Below are 22,650 nucleotides of genomic sequence, written 5' to 3' on the forward strand. Positions count from 1 at the left end.
GAGTAAATAATCAACAGATCAATGATAATGAGAATGGTTTCTATCATCAATAGAATAAATGTGACGGAATGTACAATTGGATAATAATTTGCGCCAATTTTGATATTCCTCAATATTTATTCTGGTTGGGAACGAATGATTCACGGAAATAATTAGTGAGGATCTTAATGTTTAATTAAGGTTTCATCTGTTAATGAAGTGATAAATATATGGCGGTAAAAAGCGGGAAATAGACTAAATATGCCGGATGGCAACGCTCACGCGTGTTATCCAGCTTACAAATTAATTGCGACAAGTCAGCCGGATAAGGAGGTTACACCCCCCATCCGGCACAAAAGTCACGCTAGCGTTTTTTACCCATTGCCGCCGCCAGCGCATCCATCATGGCGCTGTTGCCCGCAGGCTGTGCGTCACGACCACGAGGTTTCGCGGCTTTTGGCGCCGGGCGATTGCTCTGAGTGCGATCGTTATTCCCGCCGCCGCGACGCGCATTGGTTTCACCCGGCTGCTCTTCCAGACGCATGGTCAGTGCGATACGCTTACGTTGCAGGTCAACTTCCAGCACTTTCACCTTCACAATGTCGCCCGCTTTCACCACGGTGTGTGGATCTTCGACGAACTTATTCGACAATGAAGAGATATGCACCAGACCATCCTGATGAACGCCAATATCAACAAACGCGCCGAAGTTCGTGACGTTAGTGACTGCCCCTTCCAGAATCATTCCCGGCAGCAGATCGTTCATGGTTTCTACGCCATCAGCAAACTGCGCGGTTTTAAATTCAGGACGCGGGTCGCGGCCCGGTTTTTCCAGCTCTTTGATGATGTCGGTGACGGTCGGCACCCCGAAGCGTTCGTCGGTAAAATCGGCTGCTTTCAGATTGCGTAGTTCGTTGCTGTTGCCCATCAGGTCACGCAGCGATTGCTCGGTTGCGGCCAGAATGCGTTCCACAATCGGATAAGCTTCCGGGTGAACGGTAGAAGCATCCAGTGGGTTATCGCCATGGTTGATACGCAGGAAGCCCGCGCACTGTTCAAAGGCTTTTGGCCCCAGGCGGCTAACTTTTAGCAGTTGCTGACGGTTCTGAAACTGACCGTTCTCATCGCGCCAGGCGACGATGTTTTGCGCCATCATGCGCGTCAGGCCAGCAACGCGGGTCAGCAGCGGCACGGAAGCGGTATTCAGATCGACGCCGACGGCATTCACGCAGTCTTCCACCACCGCATCCAGCTTGCGCGCCAGCTGCGTCTGGCTTACATCGTGCTGATACTGGCCCACGCCGATAGATTTCGGATCGATTTTCACCAGCTCCGCCAGCGGATCCTGCAAACGACGGGCGATAGACACCGCGCCACGCAGCGAAACATCGAGATCCGGGAACTCCAGCGCCGCCAGCTCGGAAGCAGAGTAAACCGATGCCCCGGCTTCGCTGACAATCACTTTCTGCGCGGTCACTTTCGGGAACTGCTTCTGGACGTCGAGGAAGAAACGCTCGGTTTCGCGCGACGCCGTACCGTTACCAATCGCGACCAGCTCAACGTTGTATTTTTCACATAACGCCGCCACGGCAACGGCGGCTTTGGCTGCCTGGCCGGTATGCGGATAAATAGTGTCGGTCGCGACCAGCTTGCCGGTACCATCAACCACTGCCACTTTTACACCGGTACGCAGACCCGGATCGAGACCCATTGTGGCGCGCAGCCCGGCCGGGGCGGCCATCAGCAGGTCATGCAGGTTACGGGCAAAGACGTTGATCGCTTCATCTTCCGCACGTTCACGCACGGTACCCATCAGCTCAGTTTCAAGGTGCATCAGCACTTTGATGCGCCACGTCCAGCTAACAACGCCTTTACGCCAGCTGTCAGCGGGGGCGTTGTTCAGGCGCAGTCCCAGGTGATCCTGGATAATCTGCTCGCCGTGGCTCTCTTTTGGCGGCTCATCGAATTGCGGATCGGCATTTAGTGAAAGCTGCAACACGCCTTCGTTACGACCACGGAACATGGCCAGCGCACGGTGGGATGGAACGGTAGAAATAGGTTCGTGGTGATCGAAGTAGTCGCGGAACTTAGCGCCTTCCTCTTCTTTGCCACTAACCACGGCGGCAACCAGATGGGCGTTTTTCCACAAATAATCACGCACTTTTGCCAGCAGCGCAGCGTCTTCGGCGAAGCGCTCCATCAGAATGTAGCGTGCGCCATCGAGGGCGGCTTTGGTATCGGCCACGCCGTTTTCAGCGTTGAGATATTTTGCGGCTTCGGTTTCCGGGTCATGGGACGGTTCGTTCCACAGCAGATCTGCCAGCGGCTCCAGTCCGGCCTCAATGGCTATCTGCCCACGGGTGCGGCGCTTAGGTTTGTACGGCAGATAGAGATCTTCGAGTTCGGTCTTACTTAACGTGCCGTTGATCGCGTTCGCCAGATCGTCGGTCAGTTTGCCTTGCTCGCCGATAGATTTCAGGATTGCCTGACGGCGGTCTTCCAGTTCACGCAGATATCCCAGACGGGTCTCCAGATTACGCAGTTGCGTATCGTCCAGACCGCCGGTGATTTCCTTACGATAACGTGCGATAAACGGCACGGTGTTCCCTTCGTCAAGCAGGCGAACGGCAGCTTCTACCTGTTCAGCACGAGCCTGAATTTCACCTGCGATAATGCGGCAGAAAGAATCATTCATCATGGATAGCTTCGTCTATAGGATAAAAAATCAGGGGATAGTTATACGGATTGACTGGCAAAAATGCCAGTCATCTACCGGGGCTTCGGATTGTTCCGGTCTCACTTAACGTATTCAATTTCGTTCACGTACCAACTGGCTTCACCACCAGGGGTGTTGACTATCGCGAGATCGCCGACCTCTTTTTTCAGCAGCGCCCGCGCCATCGGTGAGTCGATAGAAATGTAATCTTTACGACCGAAGATCTCATCGTAGCCGACAATACGGAATTTACGGATGTCGCCATCGTCATTTTCAATCTCGACCCACGCGCCAAAGAAGACTTTGCCCTCTTGCTGCGGGGAGTAATCGACGATTTTCAAATTCTCCATGCACTTGGTCAAATAACGGACACGGCGGTCGATCTCACGCAGACGCTTTTTATTATACTGGTAGTCGGCATTTTCGCTGCGGTCACCCAGACTTGCGGCCCAGGTAACCTTTTTGGTGACTTCCGGGCGCTCTTCACGCCAGAGGTAATTCAGCTCTTGTTTGAGTTTTTCATACCCTTCACGGGTTATCAGGGGCGTTTTCATCTTATTGTTTTACCTTCGACTCTGTGATGATGCGCACAATTAGTATTACGCGAGCATATCAACAGAATAAATAATGTATTGCGAGAAACATTGTATACTTAAGCTGCTGTTTAATATGCTTTGTAACAATTTAGCCTGGAATTCATACCAGAATTCGCTGGTGACTCACGTTAGCTTTCTTAAGAATATACACTTAATTGTTGCGAACCTTTGGGAGTAATAACAATGCAAGAGAACTATAAGATTCTGGTGGTCGATGACGACATGCGCTTGCGTGCGCTTCTGGAGCGTTATCTGACCGAGCAGGGCTTCCAGGTTCGAAGCGTCGCTAACGCTGAGCAGATGGATCGTCTGCTGACCCGTGAGTCCTTTCACCTGATGGTGCTGGATTTAATGCTGCCGGGAGAAGATGGCCTGTCTATTTGCCGTCGCCTGCGCAGTCAAAGCAACCCGATGCCGATCATTATGGTCACGGCGAAGGGTGAAGAAGTCGATCGTATCGTTGGACTGGAAATTGGCGCTGACGATTACATTCCGAAACCGTTTAACCCGCGAGAACTGCTGGCGCGTATTCGCGCTGTACTGCGTCGTCAGGCGAACGAACTGCCGGGCGCGCCTTCTCAGGAAGAAGCGGTCATTGCTTTTGGTAAGTTTAAACTGAACCTCGGTACGCGTGAAATGTTCCGTGAAGATGAGCCAATGCCGCTCACCAGTGGGGAATTTGCGGTACTGAAAGCGCTGGTAAGCCACCCGCGCGAGCCGCTGTCCCGCGACAAGCTGATGAACCTGGCCCGTGGTCGTGAATATTCGGCGATGGAGCGTTCTATCGACGTCCAGATTTCTCGTCTGCGCCGTATGGTGGAAGAGGACCCGGCGCATCCGCGCTACATTCAGACCGTGTGGGGTCTCGGCTACGTCTTTGTTCCGGACGGTTCTAAAGCATGAGGCGAATGCGCTTCTCGCCACGAAGTTCGTTTGCCCGCACGTTATTGCTCATCGTCACCTTGCTGTTTGCCAGCCTGGTGACCACTTACCTGGTAGTGCTGAACTTCGCGATACTGCCGAGCCTCCAGCAGTTTAATAAGGTCCTGGCCTACGAAGTTCGTATGCTGATGACCGATAAACTGCAGCTGGAGGACGGTACGCAACTGGTGGTGCCGCCCGCATTCCGCCGGGAAATTTATCGTGAGCTGGGTATTTCCCTCTATTCCAACGAGGCCGCTGAAGAAGCTGGACTGCGTTGGGCGCAACACTATGAATTCTTAAGCCATCAGATGGCGCAGCAACTGGGCGGTCCGACGGAAGTCCGCGTTGAGGTGAACAAAAGCTCGCCGGTCGTATGGCTGAAAACCTGGCTGTCGCCCAATATCTGGGTACGCGTGCCGCTGACGGAGATCCATCAGGGCGATTTCTCACCGCTGTTCCGCTATACGCTGGCGATTATGCTGTTGGCTATCGGTGGCGCGTGGCTGTTTATCCGTATCCAGAACCGACCGCTGGTGGATCTTGAACATGCGGCGCTGCAGGTGGGGAAAGGTATCATTCCGCCGCCGCTGCGTGAGTATGGCGCTTCAGAGGTGCGCTCCGTTACCCGAGCCTTTAACCATATGGCCGCGGGGGTGAAGCAGCTGGCTGATGACCGTACGCTGTTAATGGCGGGCGTGAGCCACGATTTACGTACTCCGCTGACGCGTATTCGTCTGGCGACCGAAATGATGGGCGAAGAGGATGGTTATCTCGCGGAGTCCATCAATAAGGACATCGAAGAGTGTAATGCCATTATCGAGCAGTTCATCGATTATCTGCGTACCGGTCAGGAGATGCCGATGGAGATGGCGGATCTGAACTCGGTATTAGGCGAAGTGGTCGCAGCGGAAAGCGGCTATGAACGTGAAATCGAAACTGCGCTGCTGCCGGGCAGCATTCAGGTGAAAATGCACCCGCTGTCGATCAAGCGTGCGGTTGCCAATATGGTGGTTAACGCCGCCCGTTACGGCAACGGCTGGATTAAGGTCAGCAGCGGTACGGAAACGCATCGCGCCTGGTTCCAGGTAGAAGATGATGGTCCGGGCATCAAGCCGGAGCAGCGTAAACACCTGTTCCAGCCATTTGTCCGCGGCGACAGCGCGCGTAGTACCAGCGGCACGGGCCTGGGTCTGGCGATTGTGCAGCGTATTATCGATAACCATAACGGTATGCTGGAAATTGGCACCAGTGAACGAGGAGGGTTGTCGATCCGCGCCTGGCTTCCGGTTCCCTTCACTCGCGCGCAGGGCACCACGAAAGACGCATAAGAAAGGGAGGCGAAATGCCTCCCTTTTTGTTGCTGTAGGCCGGATAAGGCGAAACCGCCATCCGGCACTCTTCGTTACAGCTTCGGTCCGGCGCTCACCAGCGCTTCACCCGCAGGGGTATCGGTGTATTTCTCGAAGTTCTCGATAAACAGTTTCGCCAGTGCGTTGGCTTTTTCCTGCCACTGCTCCGGAGAAGCATAGGTATTACGCGGATCGAGAATGCGGGTATCTACGCCCGGCAGCTCGGTTGGGATAGCCAGGTCAAACATCGGCAGACGGAACGTTTCTGCGTCATCCAGCGAACCGTTCAGGATAGCGTCGATAATCGCGCGGGTATCTTTGATAGAGATACGCTTGCCGGTACCGTTCCAGCCGGTGTTAACCAGATATGCCTGCGCACCTGCCGCCTGCATACGTTTCACCAGTACTTCTGCGTACTGCGTTGGGTGCAGTGACAGGAATGCTGCGCCAAAGCAGGCTGAGAAGGTTGGGGTCGGTTCGGTGACGCCACGTTCGGTACCGGCCAGTTTGGCGGTGAAGCCAGACAGGAAGTGGTACTGGGTTTGGTCTGCCGTCAGGCGAGAGACCGGTGGCAGCACGCCAAACGCGTCGGCGGTCAGGAAGATCACTTTGGTGGCGTGACCCGCTTTTGACACCGGCTTAACGATGTTATCGATGTGATAAATCGGGTAGGACACGCGGGTGTTTTCGGTTTTGGAACCGTCGTCGAAGTCGATGGAACCATCTGCGCGCACGGTGACGTTTTCCAGCAGCGCGTCACGACGGATTGCGTTGTAGATTTCCGGCTCGGCATCTTTAGACAGTTTGATGGTCTTCGCGTAGCAACCGCCTTCAAAGTTAAACACGCCGTCGTCATCCCAGCCGTGTTCGTCATCGCCAATCAGGCGGCGTTTCGGATCGGTGGACAGCGTTGTTTTACCTGTACCGGACAGGCCAAAGAAGACTGCCACATCACCTTTTTCCCCGACGTTTGCCGAGCAGTGCATGGAGGCAATGCCTTTCAGCGGCAGCAGGTAGTTCATTACGGAGAACATACCTTTCTTCATTTCGCCGCCGTACCAGGTGCCACCAATCAACTGGATACGCTCAGTCAGGTTGAAAGCCACGAAGTTTTCGGAGTTCAGACCCTGCTCTTTCCACTGCGGGTTAGTGCATTTAGCGCCGTTCATCACGATGAAATCAGGTTTGAAATCAACCAGCTCTTCGTCGCTTGGGCGGATGAACATGTTTTTAACAAAATGCGCCTGCCAGGCTACTTCGGTAATGAAGCGTACGGAAAGGCGGGTATCGGCGTTAGCGCCGCAGAATGCATCAATGATAAACAGACGCTTGCCGGAAAGCTGCTGGGTGACTAATCCTTTCAGATGCTGCCAGGTTTCCGGGGAGAGCGGTTTGTTGTCGTTCTTACCTTTACCTTTGTCGGACCACCAGAGCGTGTCGCGCGTGGTGTCGTCACGGACAATATACTTATCCTTTGGCGAACGTCCGGTAAAGATACCGGTATCAACGGCAACGGCGCCCAGGTTTGTTAACACGCCACGCTCATAACCTTCCAGGTTTGGATCAAGTTCCTCCTGGAAAAGCGTGTCGTAGTCTGGATTGTAAACGATATCCTGAACGTCATTGATACCATAAGCCTTGAGATCTTGCGGGGTTAAACTGTTGTTCACACGCATTTCACTGCTCCTTAGCCAATATGTATTACCTGGAATAGTAAGGTTTTTTAGGGATTGCTAACCGCGACAAGGCTCATAGATTTACGCATCCGGGAAAATCACGGATAACCGAATGCGCTGCGACTCCTGTCACAAAGAGGCGGATATTATGGCAGGAAACCCTTTTTTGTTGTGGAAAATGTTCTTAAAACGTTAATAGAGAGTGTTTTTGGCGGGAAACTTGTGAGTGTAATCGCATTCACGTAAGAAAATAACGTAACTCATACATAAACAATATCGATTCACTTCCCGCCGCAGTGGTCCGGGATCGGCCTATCAATGCTCAAAATTGTGAAGTTGATGCGATAATTACCTTTTCTCTTCATTCTGGGTGACGACATGGATAGTGTTGAACTTTCACGTACTACTCGCTGGGGCATGATATCTATCGGCCTGTTACAGGGGATATTGTGCTACCTGCTGATGACATATCTGGTGCCGCATAATGACGGCTGGCTGTTCTATGGCATGCCCGCGACAATTGCTCTCTCCTCGGCGCTTTTACTCACCGTTGTCTCTTTCAAACAACGTGCGCTGTGGTACTGGATGGCGCTGATCTTTGTTGTCGTGCTGGCGATGAGCGTCTGGCTAAAGTGGCAAGTCGAGGGCAGCGATAAGTGGCGGCAAAATGATATTTTTATGTTGTACGGCTGGCGCTTACTACTGATGGCGATGCTGGCATTGCCATGGATTCAGTACTCGCTCCACGCATCCCGCCAGCAGGCCCGTTATGCGCAGTTTTATACGAGTTTGTGGCTTAATGCGCTGACGTTACTGATTGTCTTTGTCGCCAACGGTCTGTTCTGGATGGTGCTCCTGCTATGGAGCGAGATGTTTAAGCTCGTTGGTATTACCTTCTTCGACACGCTTTTCTTTGATACCGACTGGTTTGGCTACGTGGCCTTTGGCCTGGTTACCGCACTGGCGGTGGTACTGACCCGCACGCAGTCGCGTCTGGTTGCGGCGGTCCAAAAGTTACTGACTTTGATCGCCACCGGTCTGTTACCCCTGGTCGCGCTGCTGGCGCTGATGTTTGTACTGACCTTGCCCTTCACCGGCCTGGAGGCTATCTCGCAGCGGGTATCTGCGGCTGGGTTGATGTCAACGCTGGCGCTGCTCCTGCTGCTGTTGATGGCTATCGTTCGCGAGCCGCAGAAAGAGGCGCTTCCCTATCCGGTCGCGTTACGCTACCTGATCAAATGCGCCCTGGTTGTCGCGCCCATCTATATGCTGATTGCCGGTTGGTCACTGTGGGTGCGAATTCAACAGTACGGTTGGACGCCCGAGCGCTTATATGGCGTGCTGGTGGTCTGCGTGCTGCTGCTCTGGTCGTTTGGCTATCTGGCGAGTATTTTACGCCGTGGGCGCAATCCGCTTGAGCTTCAGGGGAAGGTGATTCTTAGCGTTTCGTTGCTGGCGTTGGGGCTGTTGATTTTGCTGTCGTCGCCGGTTATTGATGCCTGGCGCATCAGCGTCAACAGCCATATGGGGCGGTATCACAGCGGGAAAATTAAGCCGGATCAGGTCAGCCTGTATATGTTGAGTAATAGCGGAAAACCGGGACGTGCGGCGTTGGAGGCATTACAAAAAGATGCGGCGTTTAACCAAGACAGTAAGCGCCGGCGCGACTTAAATTCTCTGCTGCAAGGACGTCGCGATCCCATTCAGAACCTGACTACCACTCAACTAGCGCCGAAAGTGATGATTGCTCCAGGTAGCAGGCAACCCGATGAGACCTTCTGGGCGTTTGTCAAAGGGCAGAGCTACCGCATTACATCCTGCGTTGAGCAGGATGCATGCGTCCTGGTCGATCAGGACCTCAATGCTGATGGTAAGCCTGAGCAGGTGCTGTATGCTTTTGGCGATGGTGAGAGTCTGGTCTTTGCCAGGAAAGAGGATAAATGGGAACTCATCGCATCAGGTCAGCTACCTGCAGGATTCAATAAGGATAAACTGCTGCAGGCGGTGGCGAATCATCAACTGGATTCAGCCCCCAGAGTTTGGCGTGATATCACCATTGATGGCACCCGATTGCCGATGAATTATTACAACGAGTGAGCGTGTTGCGGATAGCGTTTTGATGGATGGCGGTGCGAACGCCTATCCGGTCGATGATAGTGGGCCGGATAGGCAGTGGTGATTAATGTACCTGCGGGTCCGCCGGGGAAGCGTTGCTGCGGATCTCAGCAATGTCCATGGCGTTAAACAGATAGTGGTTCCCGCAGTAATCGCAGTGCATATCGATCTCGCCTTCTTCCGCCAGAATGCTGTCCACTTCTTCGTCCGGCAGCGTTTTCAGTGCGCCAGCGCAGCGTTCGCGTGAACAGGTGCATTTGAACTCAACGTCCTGCGGATCGTAGAGAGTAACCTCTTCTTCGTGGTACAAGCGCCACAGCACTTCGTTGGCCGGGAGCGTTAACAGCTCTTCAGTTTTGATGGTTTCGGTCAGGGCTGCCAGGTGATCGAAATCATCTGCCTGCGCGTTTTGCGCCGGCATTACCTGCAGAAGCATCCCGCCAGCAGCGGGTTTGCCATCGACGTCGCCAGTACGGATAAACAGACGTGTCGGCAGCTGTTCAGAACGCATGAAGTAATCTTCCAGACAGGCGGCCAGCGTGTCGCCTTCCAGACCAACCACGCCCTGATAGCGCTCGCCTTCTTCTGGGGTAATGGTGATCACCAGGTAGCCGTTGCCTACCAGCGTTTTAAGATCAGCGCCTTCAGGGATATCGCCCTGCATACGGGCCACGCCGCGCATCTGCTGATTGTTGTTGCCGTTAATGACGGCCAGGCTCAGCGGACCATCGCCCTGCAGCTGTACGGTGATATCACCGGCAAACTTCAGCGTGGCGGTGAGCAGGCTGGTGGCGACCAGCAGTTCAGCCAGTACGTTCTTGACCGGCTGCGGGTAAGTATGATTTTCGAGGATCTGTTGCAGGGTTTCCGAAACGGTCACCAGCTCGCCGCGCACGGCAAAGTTTTCAAACAGATAACGATGTAATTGGTCATGTTGCGGCATAATCATCTCTCTTGCAGGTGACAGTCACTCGCTGTCGCCATGTTTAAATCGTAACAGGTCGCGGCGCTCTTTCTTGTCCGGTCGCCTGTCCGGGTGCGGCATGGTTAACGCGTTAAGTTTACGCGCCAGCGCCACTTTTTCGCGTTTTTCTACGCTTTCCGCGGTTTCTTCATACAGCGTAACGGCTTCCGTGGCCGGGCGACGCTGCTCGGTAATAGCCTTGATAATGACCGTTCGCTCGTCATTTCCCTGGCGCAGGGTGAGGGTGGCGTTCAGCTCGACAATCTTGCTCGGTTTGCTGCGCTGGCCGTTGTAATGCACCTTACCGCCTTCAACCATTTCGCGGGCTAGCGCACGCGTTTTGTAAAAGCGTGCAGCCCACAGCCATTTATCCAGCCTGACTTCAGCAGAGGGCTTTTCTTTCATGGCGTCTCCTTCACATCAGTGAGGGGATCAGTCGGCGGTAGTCATTCAGTGACGGATGGCGTGCGTACTGTTTTTCCGCGATGCCTGAGTCGGGATTGGTCACGCCGAGGCAGTAACGAATACCGTACAGAGCAGCGGCGTCGAGAATGGGTTCGCTGTCGTCAATAAACAGCGTCTTCTCTGCACTCATTCCCGTTTCTTCAGCCACAGCGTGCCATAACCGCTGATCCTCTTTGGGATAACCAAATGTGTGGGTGGAAAGTAATAAATCAAGGTGTGAGGCCAGACCGGTATGCTCCAACTTCACCGCCAGGTTATGGGGATGCGCGTTGGTGAGCAAAATACGGCGCTTGCCGCTGGCTTTTAAGGCATCAAGAAACGGTACGGTATCTTCACGCAAAACGGCGCGCGGTCCCTGTTCCGTTGTCATGGCGCAAATATCAAGATCCAGGCATTCGCTCCAGTAATCCAGGCAGTACCAGTTTAGCGTATGCTGCACGGCATGATACTGCTGACGAATATAGTCCTGGGCTTCCTGGGGAGAGATACCCTGTTTCGCGCCATAGGTTTCCGGCACCAGTTTTTGCCAGAAATAGTTATCGAATGCCAGGTCGAGCAGCGTGCCGTCCATATCTAACAACACGGTATCGACATCCTGCCAGGCAATATTGATCTGCATGGAAACTCCCCAGAAGAAAACATGATGCGCGACAGGGTAGCATATCCTGTCGCGCGAGCGTGTTATCGAATCAGGCTTTCCGGGTTGTCAATCAGCGTTGGATTCAGGCAACTTTCGTAGTAGCTCTGAATTTCCGTGATGCGGGAGCGGTGACGCTGGTAGCGTCTGAAAGCCTGTATGCTGTTGTAGACAGCGCACCCGAGCATGGAGAACATCAGCAGCGTTGTGCCAAGGTAACGCCATAATCCTGAACGATCCGGGATACGGTGCAGGCCAATGTGCTGGGTGCCATTGGCGTCGGTCGAAATATTGGTGACGATCCCCTCCGCGCGAAACGGCGTCTGCATCAGCATCTGCGCCAGACGCTGGAAGGCGTTCCACTGTTCCTGTGGGGGATAGTCATATAGCGAGGTTGTCGGCCACGGCTGATCGACCAGATCGCTGCCTTCGTCGCTGATAATCAGGAAACCGCCAGGGGCTGGGCTATTCAGCGTCTGGGCCGCTCGCGCAGTCTCGCGTGAAATAAACGGCGCCGTAGAGGTATTCACCAGATTATCCAACGACTCCGCGCTTACCGGACGCAGCAGCACGTTCACACCATCCAGTTTGCCTGCGTTCGCCCGTTTCACCAGCGCCGTCCAGTCTTTACTGTTACCAAGGTTAACCAGCGCATTTTTTAAACGTACACATTCATCTTTGGCCGCGCACAGATCGGCCGTTTTCAGGACAATCTCGCCAAAATCGTCCAGTAACACCATTCCGGACTTTTGGATTGCCGAGCGTAACGATGCGCTGACGCGAGAGTCATCATCCGCTTTGGGGTGCAGTTGTCGGTTCACCGCCTGCGTGAGCGCGGTGGCTTTATTCACCAGATCGGACTCAGGTAGCGGTAATGCGCGCGCGTCATTCCAGATAATTTGCGTGCAATCGAAAGGCATAAACGGCGCGGAAGGCTGCGCATTCCAGCTCCCTTGGGTATGAATGTTACACATACCCGTACCGCTCAGATGCAGCGTGTCACCCACGCGAACGCCCGCGTTTTCAAGCTGTTTAACGCTGGTGGCTTCGATAGTTTGTGCGCCCTTCATCCAGGAAAGCGTAAGCTTTATCGGCATATCCAGCGGGATCCAAAACAGCAGCATCAGCAGCACCAGCAACGAGCCGCCCGCGATGACGGCGTTGCGCAGCCAGTGCTGTAACGGGAAGTTTTTGACTTCGTCATGCAGCGATAAAAAACGTCCCTGGCGTACAACGTGGCGATCGAGATAAATATCAATATCCGTTTGCTGGCCAAGATCTTGTGCGATGTAAGGCTGCCAGTGCGGTGGATAAATCAGATCAATAATACCTAGCGAGATATTATTAATTTGCTCCTGGTCGTTTTCGCCAAACAGCCCCCAGCGACGCGGCGTACCGCGCAGACAATGAATTTCCCGCAGGGCGGTTTTAGACGGTGGGGCAAACAGCCCCCACAGACCCGCAGCCAGCAGCAGCACCGCGCCACCAACTGTCCACGGAACAAACGTATCCGGGATTATCAAACAGAAAAAGAACAGCAGGAACGATGCGGCAATCAGTAATGCCTCGCGCAATCCCGACGGGCGGCTGAGCGCATATTCTTCATGGGTTTCCTGGCGAATATTCAGCAGTTCAATCTGCTCGCTTTCTTCACCGCGAATGGACGCCTGGGTAGAAGCGGTGTGCTGTAACGCATAGCCACGCGCTTCCTGCATATATTCCTGCAGCGTATGGCCGTTCAGGGAGATAACCAGCGGTATCGTATTGGTGTGGATTAGCTCAACGCTGTTTTCGTCATTGATGTATTGTTCCCAGAAAGGGGGAAGATGTACCTCAACGGAATCAAGATAGTAACGCCATTTGTTAGGATCGTCGGTAGTAATGCCGTAACGTGTAATCGCGTGCGTAAGTACGATGACGCTATTACTTTGGGCATTCAGCGTTAATGACACCGGCGCGGAGCTGGCGCCCGTTGGACCAGGTACCTGCTGAATTTGACTAAGGCTTTCGAGATAGTTTTCGACTGCACTGCGCTCTTCAGGCGTGAGTTTACGCTTCGAGGCGTCTGAGAAGACGTTGCTCAAGGGTAAATTTTTCCGTCTGGATTTCGTTCTGAGTAGCCATCCTGCAAGCAATGAGCAGGCCAGCAAAGCAGCTAAAAAAATCAGAATGGTGCTCATGCTTTCCCCATCTTACTTAGTCTGTCAGGCGTGGTCAGTCGCACCCTGTTCAATATTCGTGATTCTGTGGTTGGCTATCGGCAAGTGTGGAGTCGAACTTGAGCATCTTTAAGTACAGCCCAGTAAATGCGAATCATAGCAAAATCACTAAAAATGGAATATCAGCAAATTCCTGGAGTTATTTCAACCTATTGACTTTTAATTTGAAATAGGGATTAACTTTTAGTACGTTACATAAATGTAAATAAACGGCAATTCACATTGCCGAAACCGTGCGGTATATCGCACAATAACCCCAGATTTCACAGCAAAGATCCTCACAATGAGCAAATCATTACAGAAACCCACGATTTTGAAAGTGGAAACCGTCGCCCAATCCCGGCTGTTTAAAGTCGAAAGCGTGGACCTTGAGTTCAGCAATGGCGTACGCCGCGTTTATGAACGTATGCGCCCGTCCACGCGTGAAGCGGTAATGATTGTGCCGATTGTGGACGACCACCTGATCCTCATCCGCGAATACGCCGTCGGGACCGAATCTTACGAACTGGGTTTTTCCAAGGGGTTAATCGATCCTGGCGAAAGCGTGTATGAAGCGGCGAATCGGGAGCTGAAAGAAGAGGTGGGGTTTGGCGCAAAAGATCTGACGTTTTTAAAGAAACTCAGCATGGCGCCGTCCTATTTCTCCAGCAAAATGAACATCGTGGTGGCGGAGGACTTATATCCTGAATCGCTGGAAGGTGATGAGCCTGAACCATTACCGCAGGTGCGCTGGCCGCTGGCGCATATGATGGACCTGCTGGAAGATCCTGATTTTCACGAAGCGCGTAATGTGAGTGCGCTGTTCCTCGTGCGCGAATGGCTGAAAGGACAAGGGCGGCTTTAATTTCTCTTCACGAATAATAAAAAAGGCGCCGAAGCGCCTTTTTTTGAACGGTCAGGGATCAGAACAGTTCGTGTGTCTCACCATTATCGATAATGGTCGTCCCCACCTCATGCACCGCCTGTTGCGTCGGCTGAGTGCCTTCAATGAAGTATTCTGCGCGGCTGTTGCCACCGCTTGCCAGTTGACCGGTGCTGCGATCGATATTGACCGTCACGATACCCGGCGGCGGCGTCAGCGGCTGCTCAGGCACGCCTTCCAGCACGGACTTCATATAGGCATCCCAGGCAGGCTGTGCGCTCTTTGCGCCGCCTTCGTAGCCGGAGATCTGGTCTTTGATCGCCCCAGAAGCCGTCGTGTGTCCGAGATTGCGGCGATGGTCATCAAACCCGATCCATACCGACGTCACCACGCCTGGCCCGTAGCCGGAGAACCATGCATCTTTAGAGCTGTTGGTGGTCCCGGTTTTCCCGCCGATATCATGGCGCTGTAAATCGCGACCTGCACGCCAACCGGTTCCCATCCAGCCCGGCTCACCAAAGATATTGGTATTCAGGGCGCTTTTAATCAGGAAGGCCAGCGGCGTGTTGATCACGTGTGGAGCGTACTCCTGCGTTCCGCTTTGCGCGACCAGCGCCTGGTTTGCCTGCTCAAGCTGAGGCATAGGCACGGAGGCATTCTGCTGTTCCTGCGAGACGGCGACATCTTCGACGTTACTGTTTTCCAGCACGTTAGATTTCTGGGTATCACCATAAATCACCGGAATATCGCATTCCGGACAGGCAATTTTCGGCTTCGCCTCGAAGATAACGCCGCCCATATCGCTTTCGATTTTACTGATGAAATACGGATCGACCAGGAAGCCGCCGTTAGACATCACTGCATAACCGCGCGCCACCTGCAACGGCGTGAACGAGGCAGAACCCAGTGCCAGCGACTCGGTGTGCACAATGTTCTGTGCCGGGAAGCCGAAACGTTGCAGATACTCTGCCGCGTAATCCACGCCCATCGCGCGCATGGCGCGTACCATCACCACGTTTTTCGACTGACCCAGCCCCTGACGTAAGCGGATAGGACCGGCGTATTGCGGTGGTGAGTTCTTCGGCTGCCAGTCGGAACCCGCTCCGGCATCCCAACGGGAGATTGGCACGTCGTTGAGCATGCTCGCCAGCGTCAGACCTTTATCCATCGCGGCGGTATACAGGAATGGTTTGATGTTGGAACCCACCTGGCGTAACGCCTGGGTTGCACGGTTAAACTTGCTCTGGTTGAAGTCAAAACCACCGACCAGCGCCAGCACCGCGCCGTTTTGCGGATTGATGGAGACCAGTGCGGAGTTGACGTCCGGTACTTGCGCCAGCCACCAGGCATCGCCAACCTGGCGTACCCAGATTTGCTGCCCGGTTTGCACCACATCAGTCACTTTGCGCGGCGTCGGGCCTTGCTGGGTATCCGAGCGGTAAGGACGCGCCCAGCGCATGCCATCCATCCGTAATGACACTGACGTACCATCCGCCAGCGCGGCAATGGCTTCCTGCGGATTGGCGCTGGTAACAACCGCCGGTAGCAGGGGACCATAAGTCGGTAGCGCTTTCAGCGTATCGGTGATTTTCTTGCTTTCCCAACTGCTTTCGCCCACTTTCCACAGCACGTTCGACGGGCCGCGGTAACCGTGGCGCATGTCGTAATCCATTACGTTGTTACGTACTGCCTGCTGAGCAGCCTGCTGTACTTTGCGCGTAATGGTGGTGGTGATGCGATACCCGTCCTCATAGGCTTTCTCGCCATAACGGTTATACATCTCCTGGCGCACCATCTCAGAGAGATACGGCGCGGAGAAGGCGATTTCCGGCGCGTGGTAGTTGGCGTCAATGGCTTCGCCGCGCGCCTGATCGTACTGGGCCTGCGTGATGTAGTTTTCGCTCAACATACGCGACAGTACGACGTTACGTCGCGCGGTTGCCCTTTCCATCGAATAGAGGGGGTTGAAGGTTGACGGCGCTTTTGGCAGACCGGCAATCACCGCAATTTCACTTAAGCTGAGCTGATCAACCGTCTTACCGAAATAGACCTGCGCGGCAGCACCTACGCCATAAGCGCGATACCCCAGGTAAATCTTGTTCAGATACAGTTCGAGGATCTCATCTTTACTCAGCAGTTGTTCAATGCGGATCGCCAGGAACACTTCTTTGATCTTACGCATCAGCGTACGTTCCGGGCTCAGGAAGAAGTTTCTCGCCAACTGTTGGGTAATGGTGCTGGCCCCTTGCGATGCATGGCCGGAGAATAGCGCGACGCTGGCAGCACGGAAGATCCCCACCGGGTCTACCCCGTGGTGCTCATAAAAACGACTGTCTTCGGTAGCGATAAAGGCTTTAACCATTACCGGCGGCATCTGATCCAGGGTGACCGGGATTCGACGTTTCTCGCCATATTGCGCGATAAGCTCGCCATCAGCGCTGTAAACCTGCATCGGGATCTGTAAACGCACATCTTTGAGCGTCGCGACGTCAGGTAATTGCGGCTCAATATAGCGATAGAGGCCATAAATCGAGCCTGCTCCCAGCAGGATGCAACATACTGCAAGGATTAATAAATACTTTACGAACTTCACTGGAGATTTCCCATTTAGTGGCATTTGGGCAGTTTATAAACAAACGCGCGGTAGTATAAAGGCAAGCCAGACGCATTGATATACCCGTTAAAGCAACGGGTGATAAGGAGATCATCAGCAATGGCTTTCAATATCTGGAAAATTGGTCTGCATATTCAGCAACATGAAGCGCTGGCTGTCGCCGTAGTTCACGACGCATCCGGTTGGTTTCTCCAGCGCTGGTGGCGTATACCGCTGACGCCTCAGGTTATCGTCGATGGCCACATTCGCGAGCCTGAACAGCTTGTCGCAGCGCTACTGCCGTGGAGCCGGGAGCTTCCTCGCCGACACCATATTCATCTCTCTTTTCCTGCCAACAGGACGTTACAAAAAAAGTATCCTCGTCCGGAAATGATGCTGCGCGAGCCGGAGCAAGCCGCATGGTTATCCGGTTCGATGGCGCGTGAGCTGGATATGGCGCCGGATGCGCTGCATTTTGATTATAGCGAAGACACGTTAAGCCCGGCGTTTAACGTCACTGCCGCGCAAAGCAAAGAGGTTTCAGCGCTTCTGACGCTTATCCAAACGTTGAAGGTTCAGGTTACGGCGATTACGCCGGATGCCAGCGCGTTACAGCGATTTATACCTTACCTGCCAGAACATCATCAGTGTCTGGTATGGCGTGATGACACCCAGTGGCTATGGGCGACCCGTTCGGCATGGGGGCGTAAATCAACGGGCGATATTGGCTGTATCGACGAGCTTGCCGCGACATTATCGCTTTCCACGACAGCCATTGCGCTATGCGATCCCAGCGGCTTCGATCCTTTAAGCGTGGTGTCTGTACGCCAGCCGCCAATTCCAACGCAAAGCCATCGCTTCACCATTGCACTGGGACTCGCTATGGGAGGCACATGTTGATGATAGCGACCATCAATCTTCTGCCCTGGCGCCAGACGCGACGTCGCGCCTGCCTACGCTTCTGGAGTGTTTTATTTGGCGCTTCGCTACTGCTTAGTAGCGGCGTGTTGTTGCGCTATTACAGCGTTTTGAGCGTAGAAAATCAGGTCGAATTGTTGTTAGCGGATGCCGAAAAGACGCGGGCCGAGGCTTTAATGGCGCTAAAGCCGCGTGTGCAGCAGCGCCAGCAACGATGGCAACAGGTTCAAGCGCGGAACAAACAGCGTGAGCAGACCCGAAGCTGGCAGCGGGTTTTGCAAGGGCTGGCGGAATTACTGCCAGAGCAGGCGTGGTTAACAAAAATAACCTGGCAGCAGGATACGCTGGAACTGACGGGAAACACGCTGAGCTTTGCCGCGCTGAAGGTACTGGAAGCGCAATTACGCCAACTGCCGCTATTTAAATTGGGTAGCCCTGGCGAAACGCAGCAGGATGCGCAGGGACGCTGGCAATTCCACTATCGACTGATGCGGAGTGGTGCGCATGAAAACGCTTTGTGATAGCTGGTTAGCGCAGTCGCCGCGCTTTCGGCTCATCTGCTACTGCGGCTGGATGCTGGGACTGCTCATCGTCGTCATGTTATACCTCAGCTCCACCGCGCAGAAACGGGTTATGCAACAAGAGGCGCTAAACCAGCAACGAGCGGCCACTCAGGCACAATGGCGAAATTTATATCTGCTGGCGGCATCGCCAGAAGAGCTTGAAGAGACGCTGATTCCGTTCTCCCCACTGCTGTTTCAGACTCCTCTTGCACATCTTATCCACTGGCAACCCTCCGCACAGGGCGGAGAAATGACGCTGAAGCCAGGCTGGGATGTCATCCCGCCGATGTTTGACCAATTAGCGGAGCAAGGGATGAACGTCAGCCGGTTTTCTCTTTACGCAGAAGGTGCGGAGCTGCTGTTAACACTACAACTGGAGCGCCTGAATGATGGTTGAACGCTGGCTGTTGGCGTGCGTAAGCGTACTGATACTCACCGGTATGCGTAATCCCTTCCTGCCGCCGGAGGACCGTTGCCAAATTGCTGAGCTGTCGGCATGGCGCTATCAGGGAATATTGAGCCAGGGCGCGCGACCCATTGGCATTGTTCAGGATAGCCAGAAAAAATGGCAGCGGGTTGAGCGAAATGATGTCCTGAAAAACGGTTGGACGGTTACGCAGATAACGGCCCAGAGCGTAACCCTCGACACAGGGAAAAACTGCGAGCCGTCGCAGTGGCAGTGGCAACGACAAGGAGCGATAAATGAAGCGATGGATGGCATGGATAGTACTCGTACTGGTGGTCGGGATTCAGAGCGTACTGGCGGCGAAATCACAAAACGTGACGCTGGTGGTCGATGATGTGCCGGTTGTGCAGGTATTGCAGGCGCTGGCCGAACAGGAAAAGAAAAACCTGGTAGTTTCACCGGATGTCAGCGGTGTGCTGTCACTGCATTTGACGGATGTGTCCTGGAAGCAGGCATTGCAAACGGTGGTGAAAAGCGCCGGGCTGGTATTACGCCAGGAAGGCAACATTCTGCATGTGCATTCTGTTCAATGGCAGAGTGAAAATGCGGCTCGTCAGGACAATGAGCAGGCACGGCTTCAGGCCAGCCTGCCGTTGGAACATCGCAGTATCATTTTGCAATATGCTGATGCCTCCGAGCTGGCAAAAGCCGGAGAAAAGCTGCTCAGCGCTAAAGGAAGCATGACGGTGGATAAACGCACCAACCGCTTACTGCTGCGTGATAATAGCGTTGCGCTTAACGCACTGGAAACGTGGGTGGCGCAAATGGATCTGCCGGTTGCACAAGTCGAACTGGCGGCGCATATCGTGACGATTAATGAAAAAAGCTTGCGTGAGCTGGGGGTGAAGTGGTCGCTGGCTGACGCACAGCAATCGGGGGCTGTGGGGAACGTCACAACGCTTGCCAGCGATCTTTCTGTATCCACAGCCACATCCCGTGTGGGATTTAACATTGGCCGTATTAACGGTCGTTTACTCGAGCTGGAGCTGTCTGCGCTGGAGCAAAAACAGCAGTTGGACATCATCGCCAGTCCACGCTTACTGGCTTCTCACCTGCAACCTGCCAGTATTAAGCAGGGTAGTGAGATCCCTTATCAGGTCTCCAGCGGTGAAAGCGGCGCGACATCCGTCGAGTTCAAGGAAGCTGTATTAGGGATGGAAGTCACGCCCACCGTATTGCAGAAAGGACGAATCAGACTGAAACTGCATATCAGCCAGAATGTTCCCGGGCAGGTGCTACAGCAGGCGGATGGCGAAGTTCTGGCTATTGATAAGCAGGAGATTGAAACTCAGGTCGAGGTAAAAAGCGGCGAGACGATTGCGCTGGGCGGGATTTTTTCACATAAGAATAAATCCGCAGCCGACAGCGTGCCGCTGTTAGGCGACATCCCCTGGCTTGGCTCTCTCTTTCGCCATGATGGTAAAGAAGACGAACGGCGTGAATTAGTAGTTTTTATTACGCCCAGACTGGTTTCAACGCAATAACTTATGCATGAAAAGCCGTTGTTTTTGCACTGAACACGTTTCAGAGATTTGACGTGCGGGTGTATTTAGCATACAAGGAGTACCGATTTGAGTGTCGGTACTTTTCTTTACTTATGCGGCAGTAAATACGCTTTGCCTTTCTGGTGGTGTGTCATAGGCTTATTTGGTGTCATTTGGCTGCGCGATACGTCGCCAGGTCTGATGTTTGCAGGGTAGCATGCCTGCCACGACCAGAAATGCGTAAGGTTTGGTGATTTATTCAGTTGCCAAACCCGCTTGAGTATTGAGATAATTTTCAGTCTGACTCTCGCAATATCTTATGAGGTTTCAGTTCATGTCCTGCTGCGCTGAGTGTCTGCGAAGCGGGTTTATCATTAACGAATAGTCTTAGTAGTACCGAAAAAATGGCAGAGAAACGCAATATCTTTCTGGTTGGGCCTATGGGTGCCGGAAAAAGCACTATTGGGCGCCAGTTAGCTCAACAACTCAATATGGAATTTTACGATTCTGATCAAGAGATTGAGAAACGAACCGGAGCTGATGTGGGCTGGGTCTTCGATGTAGAAGGTGAAGACGGCTTCCGTGATCGCGAAGAAAAAGTCATCAACGAGTTGACGGAAAAACAGGGTATTGTGCTGGCAACTGGCGGTGGCTCTGTTAAATCACGTGAAACACGTAACCGTCTTTCCGCGCGTGGCGTCGTGGTCTATCTTGAAACGACAATTGAAAAACAACTTGCGCGAACTCAACGTGACAAGAAACGCCCGCTGCTGCAGGTAGAATCGCCGCCTCGTGAAGTTCTGGAAGCGTTGGCTGACGAACGCAATCCTCTGTATGAAGAGATTGCTGACGTGACCATTCGCACCGACGATCAGAGCGCAAAAGTCGTAGCAAACCAGATTATTCATATGTTGGAAAGCAACTAATTCTGGCTGAATACACACTCGTCTGCGGGTACAAGTAACTAAGGTGGATGTCGCGTAATGGAGAGGATCACAGTCACTCTCGGGGAACGTAGTTACCCTATCACCATCGCGGCTGGTTTGTTTAATGAGCCAGCTTCATTCTTACCGCTGAAATCGGGCGATCAGGTTATGTTGGTGACCAACGAAACCCTGGCTCCCCTTTATCTCGATAAGGTTCGCGGCGTACTTGAACAGGCGGGTGTTAACGTTGATAGCGTTATCCTTCCCGATGGCGAGCAGTATAAAAGCCTGACGGTTCTGGATACGGTTTTCACTGCGTTACTGCAAAAACCGCACGGTCGTGATACCACGTTAGTCGCACTTGGCGGCGGCGTGATAGGCGATCTGACCGGTTTTGCGGCAGCCAGCTATCAGCGTGGTGTTCGTTTTATTCAAGTCCCGACAACCCTGTTGTCGCAGGTCGACTCCTCCGTTGGCGGCAAAACCGCCGTAAACCATCCCCTCGGTAAAAACATGATTGGCGCGTTTTACCAACCGGCGTCCGTGGTGGTGGATCTCGATTGCCTGAAAACGCTTCCTGCGCGTGAGCTGGCATCGGGGCTGGCGGAAGTGATCAAATACGGCATCATCCTTGACGGTGAATTTTTCAGTTGGCTGGAAGAAAATCTGGATGCGTTATTGCGTCTGGATGGTCAGGCGATGGCGTACTGTATTCGTCGTTGTTGTGAGCTGAAAGCAGAAGTTGTCGCAGCGGACGAGCGTGAAATGGGCTTACGTGCTTTACTGAATCTGGGACACACGTTTGGCCATGCGATCGAAGCTGAAATGGGTTATGGCAATTGGTTACATGGTGAAGCCGTTGCAGCAGGTATGGTAATGGCTGCTCGTACGTCAGAACGTCTTGGACAGTTTACCTCCGCTGATACGCAGCGCATCATTACGCTGCTGCAGCGAGCGGGCTTGCCGGTCAATGGACCGCGTGAAATGTCCAGCGAGGCTTATCTGCCGCACATGCTGCGAGATAAAAAAGTGTTAGCGGGAGAGATTCGTTTAGTGCTTCCGCGGGCTATAGGGAAGAGTGAAGTGCGCGGCGGAGTGTCGCACGAGGTGGTTCTTAACGCTATTGCTGATTGCCAGCCGGCGTAACAACAAGAAAGGTCTGGCTTGCGTTGCGAAACGTAGGTCTTTTAGCTTCAGG

19 protein-coding genes are annotated in these 22,650 nt (G+C 53.5%); 11 read left to right on the forward strand and 8 right to left on the reverse strand.

Features of this window, described 5'->3' with window-relative positions:
• Positions 1-343 precede the first annotated feature (343 nt).
• Together OGV52_RS10490 and greB are read right to left on the reverse strand one after the other, a co-directional pair.
• A complete protein-coding gene (locus tag OGV52_RS10490) occupies positions 344-2,677 on the reverse strand; it encodes a Tex family protein (protein ID WP_103766943.1) in 2,334 nt (777 codons plus the stop codon).
• Between the two features lie 98 nt (positions 2,678-2,775).
• On the reverse strand, positions 2,776-3,249 hold the full coding sequence (gene greB, locus OGV52_RS10495) for a transcription elongation factor GreB (protein ID WP_016154802.1): 474 nt from the start codon (positions 3,247-3,249) through the stop codon (positions 2,776-2,778).
• 225 nt (positions 3,250-3,474) lie between these two features.
• On the opposite strand from greB, the gene ompR reads away from it, so the two are divergent.
• Both ompR and envZ read left to right on the forward strand, forming a co-directional pair.
• Positions 3,475-4,194: an osmolarity response regulator transcription factor OmpR gene (gene ompR / locus OGV52_RS10500; RefSeq protein ID WP_001157751.1), complete on the forward strand. Its 720-nt coding sequence runs from the start codon at positions 3,475-3,477 to the stop codon at positions 4,192-4,194.
• Positions 4,191-5,543 (forward strand): two-component system sensor histidine kinase EnvZ, encoded by a 1,353-nt coding sequence (gene envZ, locus OGV52_RS10505; RefSeq protein ID WP_006687412.1) that lies wholly within the window; start codon positions 4,191-4,193, stop codon positions 5,541-5,543. Before ompR ends, envZ begins: the two co-directional genes overlap by 4 nt.
• A gap of 74 nt (positions 5,544-5,617) precedes the next feature.
• Here the strand turns inward: envZ and pckA are convergent, their stop codons facing one another.
• Positions 5,618-7,240: a phosphoenolpyruvate carboxykinase (ATP) gene (pckA, locus tag OGV52_RS10510; protein WP_016154801.1), complete on the reverse strand. Its 1,623-nt coding sequence runs from the start codon at positions 7,238-7,240 to the stop codon at positions 5,618-5,620.
• A 378-nt stretch (positions 7,241-7,618) separates the two neighbouring features.
• Between pckA and OGV52_RS10515 the strand changes: the two genes are divergently transcribed.
• The gene (locus tag OGV52_RS10515) at positions 7,619-9,337 is read left to right on the forward strand and encodes a DUF4153 domain-containing protein (RefSeq protein WP_141875801.1); all 1,719 of its coding nucleotides are present in this window, start codon (positions 7,619-7,621) and stop codon (positions 9,335-9,337) included.
• 82 nt (positions 9,338-9,419) lie between these two features.
• Here the strand turns inward: OGV52_RS10515 and hslO are convergent, their stop codons facing one another.
• The 4 genes from hslO to igaA form a co-directional block, all read right to left on the reverse strand.
• Positions 9,420-10,298 (reverse strand): Hsp33 family molecular chaperone HslO, encoded by an 879-nt coding sequence (hslO, locus tag OGV52_RS10520; protein WP_287108465.1) that lies wholly within the window; start codon positions 10,296-10,298, stop codon positions 9,420-9,422.
• Between the two features lie 24 nt (positions 10,299-10,322).
• On the reverse strand, positions 10,323-10,724 hold the full coding sequence (gene hslR / locus OGV52_RS10525) for a ribosome-associated heat shock protein Hsp15 (protein WP_016157639.1): 402 nt from the start codon (positions 10,722-10,724) through the stop codon (positions 10,323-10,325).
• 10 nt (positions 10,725-10,734) lie between these two features.
• Positions 10,735-11,403: a GMP/IMP nucleotidase gene (gene yrfG / locus OGV52_RS10530; RefSeq protein WP_016157638.1), complete on the reverse strand. Its 669-nt coding sequence runs from the start codon at positions 11,401-11,403 to the stop codon at positions 10,735-10,737.
• 62 nt (positions 11,404-11,465) lie between these two features.
• The gene (gene igaA / locus OGV52_RS10535) at positions 11,466-13,601 is read right to left on the reverse strand and encodes an intracellular growth attenuator protein IgaA (protein WP_019078148.1); all 2,136 of its coding nucleotides are present in this window, start codon (positions 13,599-13,601) and stop codon (positions 11,466-11,468) included.
• Positions 13,602-13,923: 322 nt separating this feature from the next.
• On the opposite strand from igaA, the gene nudE reads away from it, so the two are divergent.
• Positions 13,924-14,484 carry an ADP compounds hydrolase NudE gene (gene nudE, locus OGV52_RS10540; protein ID WP_016157636.1) on the forward strand — a complete coding sequence of 187 codons (561 nt, stop codon included), beginning with the start codon at positions 13,924-13,926 and terminating at the stop codon, positions 14,482-14,484.
• Positions 14,485-14,542: 58 nt separating this feature from the next.
• On the opposite strand, the gene mrcA is transcribed toward nudE, so the two are convergent.
• Positions 14,543-17,095 carry a peptidoglycan glycosyltransferase/peptidoglycan DD-transpeptidase MrcA gene (gene mrcA / locus OGV52_RS10545; RefSeq protein WP_287108466.1) on the reverse strand — a complete coding sequence of 851 codons (2,553 nt, stop codon included), beginning with the start codon at positions 17,093-17,095 and terminating at the stop codon, positions 14,543-14,545.
• A gap of 120 nt (positions 17,096-17,215) precedes the next feature.
• On the opposite strand from mrcA, the gene OGV52_RS10550 reads away from it, so the two are divergent.
• From OGV52_RS10550 to aroB, 7 genes are all read left to right on the forward strand, one after another.
• Complete coding sequence (locus tag OGV52_RS10550; RefSeq protein WP_103766939.1) at positions 17,216-17,995, forward strand: type IV pilus biogenesis protein PilM; 780 nt, start codon at positions 17,216-17,218, stop codon at positions 17,993-17,995.
• Positions 17,995-18,534: a PilN domain-containing protein gene (locus OGV52_RS10555; protein WP_200046860.1), complete on the forward strand. Its 540-nt coding sequence runs from the start codon at positions 17,995-17,997 to the stop codon at positions 18,532-18,534. The genes OGV52_RS10550 and OGV52_RS10555 overlap by 1 nt, the downstream gene beginning before the upstream one ends.
• Positions 18,518-18,973: a HofO family protein gene (locus OGV52_RS10560; protein WP_259688802.1), complete on the forward strand. Its 456-nt coding sequence runs from the start codon at positions 18,518-18,520 to the stop codon at positions 18,971-18,973. The genes OGV52_RS10555 and OGV52_RS10560 overlap by 17 nt, the downstream gene beginning before the upstream one ends.
• Complete coding sequence (locus OGV52_RS10565; protein ID WP_016154790.1) at positions 18,963-19,376, forward strand: HofP DNA utilization family protein; 414 nt, start codon at positions 18,963-18,965, stop codon at positions 19,374-19,376. The genes OGV52_RS10560 and OGV52_RS10565 overlap by 11 nt, the downstream gene beginning before the upstream one ends.
• Positions 19,279-20,526 carry a DNA uptake porin HofQ gene (gene hofQ / locus OGV52_RS10570; protein ID WP_287108468.1) on the forward strand — a complete coding sequence of 416 codons (1,248 nt, stop codon included), beginning with the start codon at positions 19,279-19,281 and terminating at the stop codon, positions 20,524-20,526. Before OGV52_RS10565 ends, hofQ begins: the two co-directional genes overlap by 98 nt.
• Positions 20,527-20,930: 404 nt before the next feature.
• Complete coding sequence (gene aroK / locus OGV52_RS10575; protein WP_003023552.1) at positions 20,931-21,452, forward strand: shikimate kinase AroK; 522 nt, start codon at positions 20,931-20,933, stop codon at positions 21,450-21,452.
• Positions 21,453-21,509: 57 nt separating this feature from the next.
• On the forward strand, positions 21,510-22,598 hold the full coding sequence (aroB, locus tag OGV52_RS10580) for a 3-dehydroquinate synthase (RefSeq protein WP_287108469.1): 1,089 nt from the start codon (positions 21,510-21,512) through the stop codon (positions 22,596-22,598).
• Positions 22,599-22,650 lie beyond the last annotated feature (52 nt).

It is taken from the genome of Citrobacter sp. Cb041 (assembly GCF_030336655.1).
Lineage (GTDB): Bacteria > Pseudomonadota > Gammaproteobacteria > Enterobacterales > Enterobacteriaceae > Citrobacter > Citrobacter braakii.

What these genes read in the sequence shown, in the direction of transcription:
- OGV52_RS10490 (WP_103766943.1), bottom strand. Translation starts at nt 2,677, where the DNA reads ATGATGAATGATTCTTTCTGCCGCATTATCGCAGGTGAAATTCAGGCT.
- greB (WP_016154802.1), bottom strand. Translation starts at nt 3,249, where the DNA reads ATGAAAACGCCCCTGATAACCCGTGAAGGGTATGAAAAACTCAAACAA.
- ompR (WP_001157751.1), top strand. Translation starts at nt 3,475, where the DNA reads ATGCAAGAGAACTATAAGATTCTGGTGGTCGATGACGACATGCGCTTG.
- envZ (WP_006687412.1), top strand. Translation starts at nt 4,191, where the DNA reads ATGAGGCGAATGCGCTTCTCGCCACGAAGTTCGTTTGCCCGCACGTTA.
- pckA (WP_016154801.1), bottom strand. Translation starts at nt 7,240, where the DNA reads ATGCGTGTGAACAACAGTTTAACCCCGCAAGATCTCAAGGCTTATGGT.
- OGV52_RS10515 (WP_141875801.1), top strand. Translation starts at nt 7,619, where the DNA reads ATGGATAGTGTTGAACTTTCACGTACTACTCGCTGGGGCATGATATCT.
- hslO (WP_287108465.1), bottom strand. Translation starts at nt 10,298, where the DNA reads ATGCCGCAACATGACCAATTACATCGTTATCTGTTTGAAAACTTTGCC.
- hslR (WP_016157639.1), bottom strand. Translation starts at nt 10,724, where the DNA reads ATGAAAGAAAAGCCCTCTGCTGAAGTCAGGCTGGATAAATGGCTGTGG.
- yrfG (WP_016157638.1), bottom strand. Translation starts at nt 11,403, where the DNA reads ATGCAGATCAATATTGCCTGGCAGGATGTCGATACCGTGTTGTTAGAT.
- igaA (WP_019078148.1), bottom strand. Translation starts at nt 13,601, where the DNA reads ATGAGCACCATTCTGATTTTTTTAGCTGCTTTGCTGGCCTGCTCATTG.
- nudE (WP_016157636.1), top strand. Translation starts at nt 13,924, where the DNA reads ATGAGCAAATCATTACAGAAACCCACGATTTTGAAAGTGGAAACCGTC.
- OGV52_RS10550 (WP_103766939.1), top strand. Translation starts at nt 17,216, where the DNA reads ATGGCTTTCAATATCTGGAAAATTGGTCTGCATATTCAGCAACATGAA.
- OGV52_RS10555 (WP_200046860.1), top strand. Translation starts at nt 17,995, where the DNA reads ATGATAGCGACCATCAATCTTCTGCCCTGGCGCCAGACGCGACGTCGC.
- OGV52_RS10560 (WP_259688802.1), top strand. Translation starts at nt 18,518, where the DNA reads ATGAAAACGCTTTGTGATAGCTGGTTAGCGCAGTCGCCGCGCTTTCGG.
- OGV52_RS10565 (WP_016154790.1), top strand. Translation starts at nt 18,963, where the DNA reads ATGATGGTTGAACGCTGGCTGTTGGCGTGCGTAAGCGTACTGATACTC.
- hofQ (WP_287108468.1), top strand. Translation starts at nt 19,279, where the DNA reads ATGAAGCGATGGATGGCATGGATAGTACTCGTACTGGTGGTCGGGATT.
- aroK (WP_003023552.1), top strand. Translation starts at nt 20,931, where the DNA reads ATGGCAGAGAAACGCAATATCTTTCTGGTTGGGCCTATGGGTGCCGGA.
- aroB (WP_287108469.1), top strand. Translation starts at nt 21,510, where the DNA reads ATGGAGAGGATCACAGTCACTCTCGGGGAACGTAGTTACCCTATCACC.